The sequence below is a fragment of the Corynebacterium sp. LK33 genome (assembly GCF_014334955.1).
In the GTDB taxonomy this organism is placed as follows: domain Bacteria; phylum Actinomycetota; class Actinomycetes; order Mycobacteriales; family Mycobacteriaceae; genus Corynebacterium; species Corynebacterium jeikeium_D.
The window spans coordinates 1-12,950 of record NZ_PDGU01000002.1; the positions used below are offsets into that span (position 1 = coordinate 1).

General features: G+C 60.2%; 11 protein-coding genes and 1 tRNA gene. 7 read left to right on the plus strand and 5 right to left on the minus strand.

All coding sequences use genetic code 11. The annotated features are described in order from the left end of the window. Positions 1–60: 60 nt before the first annotated feature. Positions 61–146 (minus strand) — tRNA-Leu (locus CRD20_RS00190). Positions 147–372: 226 nt separating this feature from the next. On the opposite strand from CRD20_RS00190, the gene CRD20_RS00195 reads away from it, so the two are divergent. Continuing rightward, positions 373–945 (plus strand): YbhB/YbcL family Raf kinase inhibitor-like protein, encoded by a 573-nt coding sequence (locus CRD20_RS00195; protein ID WP_049170574.1) that lies wholly within the window; start codon positions 373–375, stop codon positions 943–945. A 138-nt stretch (positions 946–1,083) separates the two neighbouring features. Here the strand turns inward: CRD20_RS00195 and CRD20_RS00200 are convergent, their stop codons facing one another. The 3 genes from CRD20_RS00200 to CRD20_RS00210 all read right to left on the minus strand — a co-directional run bounded on the left by CRD20_RS00200 (position 1,084) and on the right by CRD20_RS00210 (position 4,392). Continuing rightward, positions 1,084–2,184 carry a quinone-dependent dihydroorotate dehydrogenase gene (locus CRD20_RS00200; protein ID WP_076772026.1) on the minus strand — a complete coding sequence of 367 codons (1,101 nt, stop codon included), beginning with the start codon at positions 2,182–2,184 and terminating at the stop codon, positions 1,084–1,086. Further along, positions 2,185–3,348 (minus strand): hypothetical protein, encoded by a 1,164-nt coding sequence (locus CRD20_RS00205; protein ID WP_179078157.1) that lies wholly within the window; start codon positions 3,346–3,348, stop codon positions 2,185–2,187. Between the two features lie 108 nt (positions 3,349–3,456). Beyond that, entirely contained in the window at positions 3,457–4,392 is a 936-nt protein-coding gene (locus CRD20_RS00210) for an aldo/keto reductase (protein WP_016422785.1), read from the minus strand. Between the two features lie 132 nt (positions 4,393–4,524). Between CRD20_RS00210 and CRD20_RS00215 the strand changes: the two genes are divergently transcribed. The 4 genes from CRD20_RS00215 to metH are packed head-to-tail and all read left to right on the plus strand — an operon-like array spanning position 4,525 to position 10,899. Then, the gene (locus CRD20_RS00215; RefSeq protein ID WP_040361409.1) at positions 4,525–5,406 is read left to right on the plus strand and encodes an undecaprenyl-diphosphate phosphatase; all 882 of its coding nucleotides are present in this window, start codon (positions 4,525–4,527) and stop codon (positions 5,404–5,406) included. An 18-nt stretch (positions 5,407–5,424) separates the two neighbouring features. Continuing rightward, positions 5,425–6,780, plus strand: a complete 1,356-nt coding sequence (gene mshC / locus CRD20_RS00220; RefSeq protein ID WP_076772024.1) for a cysteine--1-D-myo-inosityl 2-amino-2-deoxy-alpha-D-glucopyranoside ligase — start codon at positions 5,425–5,427, stop codon at positions 6,778–6,780. Positions 6,781–6,782: 2 nt separating this feature from the next. Continuing rightward, positions 6,783–7,190 (plus strand): hypothetical protein, encoded by a 408-nt coding sequence (locus tag CRD20_RS00225; RefSeq protein WP_016422788.1) that lies wholly within the window; start codon positions 6,783–6,785, stop codon positions 7,188–7,190. Positions 7,191–7,239: 49 nt separating this feature from the next. Next, positions 7,240–10,899: a methionine synthase gene (metH, locus tag CRD20_RS00230; RefSeq protein WP_187404623.1), complete on the plus strand. Its 3,660-nt coding sequence runs from the start codon at positions 7,240–7,242 to the stop codon at positions 10,897–10,899. A 7-nt stretch (positions 10,900–10,906) separates the two neighbouring features. On the opposite strand, the gene CRD20_RS00235 is transcribed toward metH, so the two are convergent. After that, complete coding sequence (locus CRD20_RS00235) at positions 10,907–11,812, minus strand: thioesterase family protein (RefSeq protein WP_076772023.1); 906 nt, start codon at positions 11,810–11,812, stop codon at positions 10,907–10,909. 155 nt (positions 11,813–11,967) lie between these two features. On the opposite strand from CRD20_RS00235, the gene CRD20_RS00240 reads away from it, so the two are divergent. Together CRD20_RS00240 and CRD20_RS00245 are read left to right on the plus strand one after the other, a co-directional pair. Further along, positions 11,968–12,651 carry an HAD family phosphatase gene (locus CRD20_RS00240; protein ID WP_187404624.1) on the plus strand — a complete coding sequence of 228 codons (684 nt, stop codon included), beginning with the start codon at positions 11,968–11,970 and terminating at the stop codon, positions 12,649–12,651. A 22-nt stretch (positions 12,652–12,673) separates the two neighbouring features. Continuing rightward, positions 12,674–12,937 carry a phosphoribosyl-ATP diphosphatase gene (locus CRD20_RS00245; RefSeq protein ID WP_005510825.1) on the plus strand — a complete coding sequence of 88 codons (264 nt, stop codon included), beginning with the start codon at positions 12,674–12,676 and terminating at the stop codon, positions 12,935–12,937. Positions 12,938–12,950 lie beyond the last annotated feature (13 nt).

Genomic DNA, 12,950 nt, shown 5'->3' on the forward strand with positions numbered 1-12,950 from the left:
GACAGACAAAGCAAAAATCCCGAGAGCTGCACTAATTGCAGTTTCTCGGGATTTATCTTGTGTCCGGAGGGGGACTTGAACCCCCACGCCCGTTAATAGGGCACTAGCACCTCAAGCTAGCGCGTCTGCCATTCCGCCACCCGGACCGGGTAGGAAGCACTTCCGTGCTGACCTGTGATACTGTATCCCGACTACATAATGAAACACAAATTGGCAGGTCAGAGGGGCATTAGCGCGCCAAACCTGGGTGTAATTACATCAGCGGTGTTAGCCCCGCATCCGCCTTGGATTCGCACTGAGAATCAGGCCCTGCAGATAGGGAGTCTTGTAAAGTCCCTGCAGCGCGCTCATAAAGTAGGCACACTGGTAGTTATGACTACGAATTCCAACGACACCGCAAACGACACTGCAAATGCTCCGGTTTTCCCGGGACCAGATCCGTACGCACCGCTGAAGGATTTGCCAACCTTCGAGCTGTCCTCGCCAGATATCAAGGACGGCGAGAAGATTGCGGATGAATTCCGCGCTCCGTCGAATGTTTCCCCACAACTGGATTGGGCAAATCTGCCGGAGGGCACTAAGTCCATTGCCGTGACCTGCTTCGATCCGGATGCTCCGACCGCTTCGGGCTTCTGGCACTGGGCTGTCTTCAACATTCCAGCGACCGAAAAGGGTCTGCCACAGGGAGCTGGCTCCGAAGACGGCTCTAAGCTGCCAGAAGGCGCTATCCAGCTTGTCGGCGACTCGGGCATGCGTGGTCACTACGGAGCTAACCCACCGGCGCAGCATGCCCCACACCGTTACATGTATGCGGTGCACGCGGTCGACGTGGAGAAGCTTGAAGTTCCGGAAGATGCGACGCCGACCGTGCTTGGCTTCAATCTGTACTTCCACTCGATTGCGCGTGCCATCATCACGCCGTGGTGGGAGAACGTCGGGGAGTAGGGATACGCCGCCCACACGGGCAACTCAACCGACCGGGCACGCTACTCATACAGAAAACCCCGGGGCCAGCGCCTTCATGGCAGCTGGCCCCGGGGTCACGTGTTTATTGGGTTAGGAAGCCTCAACGGCTTTCAGCAATTAACCACGCCACGGCAGACCACAGCCGACTGCCTCCGAAATGGAGTAGAATCCCTGAGCTCGAATCTGGCGAGCCAACCCTTGGTGAATGTCACGAATCCAGTCTGGACCGCCATAAATCAACGGTGTGTAGCCCTGCAACAGGGAAGCGCCGTTGGCAATCCGCTCCCACGCCTGCTCAGCAGTTTCAATGCCGCCGACGCTGATGAGAACTAGTTTGTCTCCGACGCGCTCGTGCAGCAGCTTCAGCACCTCTAGTGACCGAGCTGCCACAGGAGCACCCGAGACTCCACCGGCCCCCATCTCCGCGACCTCATCCGCGGGCGTACGCAGACCCTCACGAGAAATGGTGGTGTTGGTAGCCACAATGCCTGCCAGCCCCAGGTCAACAGCCAGGTCAGCAACCGTGATGACATCATCGTCAGAGAGATCAGGAGCGATTTTGACCAGCACCGGCGAGTCGGTCTCCTCAGTCACCGCTGCCAGAATCGGGCGCAGTGACTCCACCGCCTGAAGGTCGCGCAGACCCGGCGTGTTCGGTGAGGAGACATTGACAACAACGTAGTCCGCCAAGCCGCCGAGCTGGCTGGCCGACTCTCGATAGTCATCGACGGCCTCTTCCAGCGGAGTCACCTTGGTCTTGCCAATGTTGATACCAATCACGTCGTCACTGCGACGCGACCGCAAGTTCTCCGCTACAGCAGCTGCGCCGGGGTTGTTGAAACCCATACGGTTCAAAATGGCGCGGTCTTCCTTCAGACGGAACAGACGCGGGCGATCATTGCCCGGCTGCGGCTTGGCAGTCACGGTTCCCAGTTCCGCGTAGCCAAAACCAATTGGCCCCCAGCAATCCGGAGCAATAGCAGCCTTGTCGAAGCCTGCGGCGAGCCCCAGCGGACGCGGGAAGTCCACGCCGAACACGGTTTGACGCAGCACAGCATCGTCAACAACGAGTAACTTGCTCACCGCCCGCTGTAGACTCTCCGACTTCTGCAGCCCCTTCAGGGTCTTCGAGATGGCCTCGTGAATCTGCTCCGGTGGGACCTGGAACATTGCCTTTAGCGCGAGTTGATAGGACTTGGCGCGAAGTTTCGAAGGCATCTACTTAGTCTCTCCCTCGGAGTCGTCTGCTCCCTTGGTGTCACCTGCACCGGTCGGTAGTTTATCGGCTGGTTCCCGAACCGACATCTCCTCACGAATCTTCTCTGCATCCTGCTTGAAATCAGCAATTGCCTTATCGACGTCCGCGGAGTCAAAAATCTGGGCCCCGTCACCGGTAGCCGAGAAGACGCCAATCTGGCCATCCTCGGTGGCAACAATCGACTGTGGATCTGCAACCGTGTTGATGTCCGCGACCTTGACTGGGGTACCCGAGCTGATGTCGTAGCCAGTCAGCTTGTTCACCTTCGTCGAAGTCACCCAGACAATTCCGCGCGATTCATCGACCGCTACCGCCCACGGAGCCTCCGGGGCCGGAGCTGCCTGGTGGAGGCGAATGACGTCAGTGGCAGTGTAAATAAGAAGCTGGTTGCCCTTGGTGTCTGCGGCAGCAATGACATGATCACCGGAAGCTACCTTGCCGACGCCGATACCCGCACGCAGCGCAGAGCCAGCGCGGGACTCATCGAGCTTGAGCTCATGCACCGAAGTCTCCGGACGGTTGACCTCTAACAGCTTGACGTCCGCGTCATTGTCCGCTTTGGGAATCTCAACGAGCTGCGACCCGTTATTGGCAGCCTTGAAGTCACTGGCCAACTCACCATCAGCGCCGAACACATCGACGACATTGCTATCCGCATGGGCACCGATGATGCGGCCGCCTTCCAGGCCAACTGCGGCGGAGTAGTTGGTGCCACGGCCGACAACGGCCGTTTCCGTAGCCTGGTCAGTAATGACGTGGATGCCATCTTCACACGGCAGCAAAGCGTTAGGGCCGCCCGGCGCGAGCTCACCACACTTCGCGCCCAGCTTCATTGATCGCTCAATTGGGTTATTCAGCGGACCGGCAAAGATTTTGTCCCCGGCCTTCAGGACAACTCGGTCGCCGACCAGCACGGCATCGGTAACGTCCTCATCAATCTTCTTGGCCCTCCCGATAGCAGTATCGGGAGCAGCGGGTGAAGCGGCCGGCACTGGCGTGGCGTTGCCCATTCCGGCATCGATGTCTCCTTCCACATCGGAGGAGCACCCTGCCAGGACCACTGCGCTAGCGGAAAGCCCCGCTAGAAGGGAGGTTATGACACGTCGACGACTGTTTTCACTCACGCTATAGAAACTACCACCCCGGCCTGATTACTTTGTGGACGCCTCCAGCCGTGGGAGGCTCTCGCATTCGTTGTGCCTTATAAGTCTTTATAAGAATGCGGTTACTGATTACAGCGTGACGTCGTCAAGCGCGTTGCAAATCTGCGGTGGCAGCGTGAGTTGTTCGGCGGTGAGGTTTTCGCGTAGCTGAGCGCGGTCTCGAGCGCCAACGAGGATCGAGGTGACGCCCGGCCGATCGCGTGCCCAGGAAATCGCTGCGACGGCAGCACTGACGCCGAGCCCCTTGGCTGCGGTGGTCAGCGCGCCTGCAACCGTGACGCCGCGCGTGTCGAGATAGTCCTGTACCTCTGCGTCGGCGTGTTCGGAAGCAGCGCGGGAGTCCTCGGGAATGATGTGCTGGTATTTGGCGGTCAAAACGCCTTGGGCCAGTGGGGCGCCACCGATAAAGCCGAGCCCCAAATGCTCACAGGCGGGCAGTAGTTCAGCCTCAGGGCTTCGCTGGAGCAGCGAGTACTCATGCTGTGCGAACACCGGAGCGATTCGATCCGCGGCGGCATGCGTCACCGCCGCCTGCCAACCGCTGTATCCACGCACTCCGGCGTAACGTACTTTCCCCGTGAGCACAGCCCATTCCAGGGTATCGGCGACCTCTTCCGGTGGGGTCAGCCCATCCCAGTAGCCGGGCGACCACAGATCAATGTGTTCGACGCCGAGGCGTGCGAGCGTATCGTCGAGGTCCTTTTGCAGTGTCTTACGCGAGCAGTCCACGCGCCTGCCGACGGGCCGCTCGGGGTGTATGCCAGATGCGACCGAGAGCACCAATTCGTCGGCGACACCGCGCTTTGCGATGACTGCACCCAGCATGTCGGCAACAGTGTCGCCGCCGTGGAGTGGGGAAGCGTCGACAAGGTTGCCTCCGGCGTCGAGGAAGTCCGTCAGGATGCGTCCGGCTTCGTCTTGCCTGGTACCCGCACCCCAGGTGGCCGTACCCAGCCCCAAGGCGGAGACGCGTAAACCGCTGTTGCCCAGAATTCGTTGTTGCACGATTTTTACTTTAGGACACCCGTGTGCGGTCGCGGGAAAAGTTCCGCGGGAGAGGTCTCGCTATCGCCGCACCGAAACCTCGCTATAGCCACAACACAAACCGGACGAGTAGCCTATACACCCGTGACTATCATGACGACACTAAGCGCCTCAGCAGATACCGCTGCCGATACCGCCGGCACCGGTATGACCTGGGCGCAGACAATCATCCTGTCCGTAGTGCAAGGTCTGACGGAATTTCTCCCGGTGAGTTCCTCGGGGCACCTTCGGATTGTCTCCGAGCTGCTGTGGGGCCAGGACGCCGGTGCATCCTTCACCGCTGTGGTGCAGCTTGGCACCGAATTGGCTGTGTTGGTGTTCTTCGCCAAGGACATCTGGCAGATCCTCACTGGCTGGTTTGCCGGTCTGTTCAATAAGGAAGCCCGCGGTTTCAACTACCGCATGGGTTGGATGGTGATTGTCGGTACGCTGCCGATTGCCATCATCGGTGTGCTGGGGAAGGACCTCATCCGCGATAACCTGCGCAATCTCTGGATTACAGCCGCTGTGTTGGTGCTTTTCTCCTTTGTCTTTATCGCCGCAGAGAAGTTCGGCCGTCGTGAGCGCAACTATGAAGAGCTGACCATGCGAGATGCCATCGTCATGGGTTTCGCGCAGTGCCTGGCGCTCATTCCGGGTGTGTCGCGCTCGGGCGGTACGGTGTCTGCCGGCCTGTTCTTGCACTTGGACCGAGAGGTTGCAACGCGCTTTTCCTTCCTGCTGGCTATCCCCGCTGTTTTCGCTGCTGGAATTTTTTCGCTTCCAGACGCGTTTGACCCTGCGGCGGGACAGGCCGCTAGTGGAGCGCAATTGGCCATCGGTACGCTGATTGCCTTCGTCGTCGGCTATGCGTCTATTGCATGGCTGCTGAAGTTCGTGTCGAACCACTCCTTCGCTTGGTTCGCCGCGTACCGCATCCCGGTCGGTTTGATTGTTATGGTGTTGCTCGGCTTCGGCACGATCAACGCTGTTTAGTGAGGTAGTGAGTATTTAATGCATTCGTGGCCCCAACCACAGGTTCCCAGTCTCGGCGATGCGCGTTTCGATGTGTTCAACCGCGCCAGCAATACAGGTAAGGCGCATTCGCTTGACGACGAAAGCTCAACATCGGTACCCCTACGCCTCTACGACACCGCGGATCAGAAGGTCTCCCAGGTGGAAGCGGGACCGGAGGCGACCATGTACGTGTGTGGCATCACACCCTATGACGCCACGCACCTGGGGCACGCAGCAACCTACCTCACCTTTGATCTGATTTACCGTCAGCTGCTGGATAATGGACACTCGGTGCATTACGTGCAGAACATCACCGATGTCGATGACCCGTTGTTCGAACGTGCGGAGCGCGATGGGGTGGACTGGCGCGAGCTGGGCACCTCGCAGATTGATTTGTTTCGCTCGGATATGGAAAACCTGTCGGTGATTCCACCGCGCGACTACATCGGCGCCATTGAGTCCGTGGGCGAGGTCGTGGAAATGGTCGAGAAGCTGCTGGAGAATGGCTCGGCCTACCAGCTCACCGATGACGAGTACCCGGATGTGTACTTCCGCAAGAGTGCCACTGAGAACTTTGGTTACGAGTCCAATTACTCGGCAGAGCAGATGGCGGAGTTCTTTGCGGAGCGCGGTGGCGACCCGGATCGCCCGGGCAAGGAGGACCCACTGGACGCGCTGGTGTGGCGTGCCGCTCGCCCCGGGGAGCCAAGCTGGGAGGCTCCTTTTGGTGCGGGCCGGCCGGGTTGGCACATTGAGTGCTCGGCGATTGCCACCAACCGCCTGGGTAAGAGCTTCGACATTCAGGGCGGTGGCTCGGATCTCGCGTTCCCGCACCACGAGTTCTCGGCGGCTCACGCTGAAGCCGCTACTGGCTGTGCACGTATGGCGCGCCATTATGTTCACGCTGGCATGATTGCGCTCGATGGCGTGAAGATGTCCAAGTCGCTGGGCAACCTGGTGTTTGTCTCCAAGCTGGTGGCCGCCGGCGTCGACCCGAGTGCTATTCGCATTGGCGTCTTCGCCAGCCATTACCGCTCTGATCGCGATTGGTCGGACGAGGTGCTGGAGGCGGCCAAGGCACGTCACGAGGCCTGGCGTGCGGCTTGCGCAACTACAAAGACTGCCACCGATGAGAAGGCTGTGAGCGCAGCAGCGGCACTGGTTGCCGATGTGCGCGCAAGCCTGGCCAATGACCTGGATACGCCGGCTGCTCTGGCCGCTATCGATGCCTGGGCTGCGGAGTGGTCCTCGGATACCAGCAACAAGGCAGATGCTGGCACAGTAACCGTCGCAGCGGGTGCCGGAGAATTCGTTGCCGCCGCGCTGGACGCGCTGCTTGGCGTTAAAATTTGAGCATGAGCAACTCAGATCTGTCTGCTGTCGAAGTAACGCAAGAGAACATCGATAAGCTAGTTGCCGATTTGCGCATGTTTGCCACCGGCAGCTACCTGCAGCCCGAGGAACGCGAGTTCTGGGAGCCACTTTTTGACGAATCGGTAGCCGACCAGGTCGGGGAAGCCCTCCGTGAGGCCGCCGCTGGTATTGATCAGGCGGCGGAACTGGCCGTCGATAAGCGAGAAGAAGCCGCAACGCAGGCGGTAGAGAACTGCCTACAGCGCGTGGCTGCGATTGAGCATGAGCACGGTGGCTCGATTTTTGATGAGGAGCTCGACGAGATTCTCGCGATTATCAATTCCGCAACGAAGGCTGTCGGTTTGGACCTGCCTGCGGTGAAGGCGGAAAGCTACTTTGAGATGGAATAACCAGCCCGATTAACGGCGCGGTTATGAAAGTAGACTAAGGTGTCTATTCATGACTGATCGCCACTCTTCCGAGTTCCTCACCGCACTGCACAGCCGTGTACTCATTGGCGATGGCGCCATGGGTACCCAGCTGCAGTCTTTTGACCTCGACGTTGACGCGGACTTCCTCGGCTACGAGGGCTGTAATGAGATTCTCAATGACACTCGTCCCGACATCATCGAGACGATTCACCGGCGTTATTTCGAGGCGGGCGCCGACCTGGTGGAAACCAATACCTTCGGCTGCAACTTCCCGAACCTCGCGGATTACGACATTGAAGACCGTATCCAGGAGCTAGCGCACAAGGGCACCGCAATCGCCCGCAAGGTCGCTGACGAAATGGGGCCGGGGCGCGAGGGTATGCGACGCTTTGTCCTCGGTTCGCTGGGCCCGGGCACGAAGCTGCCGTCTTTGGGGCACGCTCCGTACGCTCAGCTTCGCGACGCATACACCGAGGCCGGACTCGGTATGCTCTCCGGTGGCGCGGATGCGTTTTTGATTGAGACCTGTCAGGACTTGCTGCAGGTAAAGGCGGCCGTCAACGGCGTCAAGGCCGCCATGCGACAGGCTGACAAGAAGATTCCGATCGTCGTCCACGTGACCGTCGAGACCACAGGCACCATGCTGATGGGCTCGGAGATTGGTGCAGCCCTGGCAGCGCTGCAGCCGCTGGGGATCGACATGATTGGTCTGAACTGTGCAACGGGTCCGGACGAGATGAGCGAGCACCTGCGCTACCTGTCCAACTTCGCCTCCATTCCGGTATCGGTGATGCCGAATGCGGGCCTGCCAGTGCTGGGTAAGAACGGTGCGACCTACCCGCTGACCGCACCAGAGCTAGCCACAGCGCTGCGCGGCTTTGTTGAAGAGTTTGGCCTGGCGATGGTCGGTGGCTGCTGTGGTACCACACCGGAGCATGTTTCCGCTGTGCGCGATGCTATTACCGGTGCAGGCGCCTACGCCGAGCAGGGCCCTGCTGTTCAGGCAGCACGCCCATCGACGGATCCGAATGCAAAGCCAATCGATGAGGTCGCTTCTCTGTACTCGGCAACCCCGCTGACGCAGACAACCGGCATCACCATGATTGGTGAGCGCACCAACGCCAACGGTTCCAAGGCTTTCCGCGAGGCCATGCTGGCCGGCGACTGGGAGAAGTGCCTAAACACCGCCCGCGGTCAAGTCACCGATGGCGCACACATGATCGACCTGTGTGTGGACTACGTGGGGCGCGACGGTCGCAATGACATGGCAACCCTGGCATCGCAGATCGCCACCTCGGTGACGTTGCCGGTCATGCTGGACTCCACGGAACCGGAAGTTTTGAAGACTGGCCTGGAGCACCTCGGTGGTCGCTGCGCGGTCAACTCTGTGAACTTTGAAGACGGTGATGGCCCGGACTCGCGCTACCAGCGCATTATGCGCCAGGTTGTTGAGCACGGTGCTGCCGTGGTCGCTTTGACTATCGACGAAGAAGGTCAGGCGCGTACGAAGGACAAGAAGATTGAGATTGCCGAGCGCCTCATCGCCGATATCACCGGCACGTGGGGACTGCGCGAGCAGGACATTATTGTCGACTGTTTGACTTTCCCGATTTCCACTGGCCAGGAGGAAACTCGCCGCGACGGCATCGAAACCATCGAAGCCATCCGCGAACTTAAGCGTCGCCACCCGAACGTGCACACCACGCTCGGCCTATCCAACATCTCCTTCGGTCTGAACCCGGCGGCTCGCCAGGTACTCAACTCGGTGTTCCTCAACGAGTGCATCGAGGCCGGCCTGGACTCCGCCATTGCCCACAGCTCCAAGATCTTGCCGATGAACAAGATCGACGACAAACAGCGCGAAGTCGCTCTCGATATGGTGTACGACCGCCGTCGTGAAGCGGGACACCCCGACGGGGAGTACGACCCACTGCAGGTATTCATGGAGCTCTTTGAAGGAGTCTCCGCCGCTGACGCGAAGGACGCCCGGGCCGAAAAGCTTGCCGCCATGCCGCTGTTCGACCGCCTGGCGCAGCGCATCATCGACGGTGAGCGCACGGGTATCGAGGCTGACCTCGATGAGGGCATGAAGGAAAAGGAACCGCTGGCGATTGTCAACGAGGACCTGCTGCGTGGCATGCAGACCGTTGGTGACCTGTTCGGTTCCGGCCAGATGCAGCTGCCATTCGTGCTGCAGTCGGCCGAGACGATGAAGGCCGCGGTGGGCTACCTCGAGGGCTTTATGGATGCCGAGGATGCCACGGGCTCCAAGGGCTCGATTGTGCTGGCCACGGTGAAGGGCGATGTCCACGACATCGGCAAGAACCTGGTGGAGATTATTCTCTCCAACAACGGCTACACCGTGCATAACCTGGGCATTAAGCAGCCGATCGCTACGATTCTGTCCGCCGCCAAGGAACTGGATGTCGACGCCATCGGCATGTCCGGCCTGCTGGTGAAGTCCACTGTGGTGATGAAGGACAACCTGCTGGAGATCAACTCCGCCGGCGATGCCACCCGCTTCCCAGTACTGCTCGGCGGCGCCGCGCTGACGCGTAGCTACGTAGAAGACGACCTGTCCGAGCTCTACCACGGCGATGTCTACTACGGCAGGGATGCCTTCGAAGGACTGCGCATCATGGACGAGCTGATGGCAGCGAAGAAGGGCCTCGGCCCAGACGAGAATTCGCCAGAGGCCATTGCTGCCCGCGAGAAGAAGGAAGCTCGCCGCGCCCGCCGTGAGCGCTCCAAGCGCATCGCCGCGCAGCGCGCCGCCAAGGCTGCTGCTGAAGCCCCCGAGGTGCCGGAGCGTTCCGATGTCGCCGCTGATGTCCCCGTTGCGACACCGCCGTTCTGGGGAACCCGCATTGTCAAGGGCCTGCCCCTCGACGACTACCTGACCACCCTCGACGAACGCGCTCTGTTCATGGGGCAGTGGGGACTGCGCGGCACCCGCGGCGACGAGGGGCCGAGTTACGAGGAACTGGTCGAATCCGATGGTCGTCCACGCCTGCGCGCATGGCTGCAGCGCCTGCGCGCCGAGAACATCCTCCAGCATGCGGCTGTCGTCTATGGCTACTTCCCAGCAGTTTCTGAGGGCGATACCGTACACGTACTGCCGCTACCTGCGGAAGGGGAGCAGCCCGACCCCGCGGCAGAGCCAGTGGTGTCCTGGACCTTCCCGCGCCAGCAGCGTGGTCGCTTCCTATGCATTGCTGACTTCATTCGCTCGCGCGAAGATGCCATCGCCGCAGGACAGACCGACGTCATGCCGTTCCAGCTGGTGACCATGGGACAGCCCATCGCTGACTTCGCCAACGATATTTACGCCAAGAACGAATACCGCGACTACCTGGAGGTTCACGGTATCGGCGTGCAGCTCACCGAGGCACTGGCCGAGTACTGGCACCAGCGCATTCGCTCCGAGCTCGCGTTCTCCGACGGCACAAGTGTTGGCGCGGAAGACTCCGACGATACCCAGGACTTCTTTGACCTGAAGTACCGCGGCGCTCGTTACTCCTTCGGCTATGGTTCCTGTCCGGATCTGACCTTCCGTCAGGGCATGATTGACCTGCTGCAGCCGGAGCGCATCGGCGTGGAACTCTCGGAGGAGCTCCAGCTGCACCCAGAGCAGTCCACCGATGCGTTCGTGCTCTACCACCCGGAAGCGAAGTACTTTAACGTGTAGCTTCGCGTTATCCCTGCGGTCGCACCAGCAAGGTCTGCATGCTGCGGCCGATGGGGCCGTGCACATCGTAGAGCTCGCCCGCGGTCATGCCGATTCCGTCCGGCCCAATGGAACCGCGGGCGGCGATGCCAACCCAGCCGCCGTCTTCCGGCTGCGACTCCGATTCCGCCGACTTCTCCGAGGCGCCGAGCTGGGGGAGTCGGTGCAGGTGAACCACTAAGTCGGTATTCATAAACGCCCACTGGTGCGGGCTCAGCGTGGCCCCGATACCGTTGGCGGTATCAGCTACCTGCATGACTCGCTCCACCGCAGTCGGCTCCTCCCCGAGCACGATTGGGTACTGCGCGCGAACCCAGTGAATCTGTGTCTCGGCCAGCTCTTCCGTCGCCCCTGCGCGGGCTTCAATTGATTCGATGTAGCCGCCACTCCAATCGTCGGTAAGCGGAATGTACTCGGCGCTGCATTCCTCCGGCCCGGGCACCTGCTTGTCGAATGCACGCTCAATATCCCGCGTATCCGCAGTGGCCATCATCCATGCGGACGCCGTGGCAACTGGCCGCCAGGCACCCTTGACGTCGGCAAGCAATTCGGCTTCGACCTTGGCAATCTGCCGCCCCGAGCGCGAGACCCATGAGCGCGCGCGGAGCTCCGTGTACGGTACAGCCGACAACAGATCCACGGCGATGCGAGTAATACGCATCCCCTCGCTTTCCAGACGGCGGCGCTCCAACATGCGCGTCAGCAGCGCCGACGGCGGCGCACCGTGCTGAAACGGCCCCCACGCCCCATAAGTGAAGCTGGTGGGCATGAAGCGCTCGTAGCTGAGCTCGCCTTCGGTGACCGTCCCTAGCGGAATGAAATATGCCTCGGGTTGGTCGATAGCCTGGGCGAGCGAATCTTCAGTGGTTGTCATAGCGAGTCGATGCCTTTCATTCACGCGGGACACGTTCATGCGGTGGTTTCATGCAGCACCGCAACATACTTTCCTTCCTGAAACTCTAAACCTTCATCCGACGGTTTTGCTGACATAATCGCTAAATGCTTGATTGCCTGGCATAGTCGCATGGTGTGAAAGCAATTTTGTGGGACATGGACGGCAGCCTCATCAACACGGAACCTCTGTGGGAGATTGCCACGTACGACCTCTCGGAATTCGTAGGCCGTCGCCTGACTCCGGAGTTGCGCTTGCAATGCGTCGGCAACACGCTCTGGGACACACTGTCGATTTGTGCTGATCATGCGGGACGCACGCTTGACGACGAGCTGTTTGCCTCGGGCTCCCAATTCGTCGAAGGTCGCTTCACTGAATTGGTTCTAGAACATGGGGTGGAGTGGCGCCCGGGTGTGCCGGAGATTTTGGACCAGGCCCGGACTGCTGACATTCCGGTGGTGTTGGTGACCAATACCCGTCGGCACGTGGCGCAACCCTGCATTGATGTCATGGGGGAGCAGCACTTCGCCGCAACAGTGTGTAGCGATGAGGTGGCCAACGGCAAACCGGCACCGGATCCGTACTTGCGTGGCGCAGAGCTAGCCGGATTTGCGCCAGAGGACTGCCTGGCTATCGAAGATTCCTCAACGGGGGTGCGCTCTGCACTCGCTGCGGGATGCACGGTGGTGTGGAATCCAATGCCGGATGTGAGCGTTTCGCAGGCTGATGTGGAGACGTTAGTACCCCCGGCGCGCTTCATTTCGGGCAATTTGGATACCTCGAATTTGGGCTTATTGCGGGCTGCTTTCGCGGGCGAGTAGACGACATGGAACAATAGACCGGGTGAAGAACTTTGATGACCTGTTTGCAGAGCTGAAGGAAAAAGCACAGTCGCGCCCCGAGGGATCGGGCACAGTCAAGGCGCTGGACGCTGGTGTGCATTTCCAGGGCAAGAAAATTGTCGAAGAGGCCGGTGAGGTCTGGCTTGCAGCTGAGCACGAATCTGACGAAGCCCTCGCAGAGGAGATTTCGCAGCTGTTGTACTGGCTGCAGGTGGTCATGGTCGGTCGCGGGCTGAGCCCCGAGGATGTTTACAAGTACCTGTAGGAGAAATCAACAC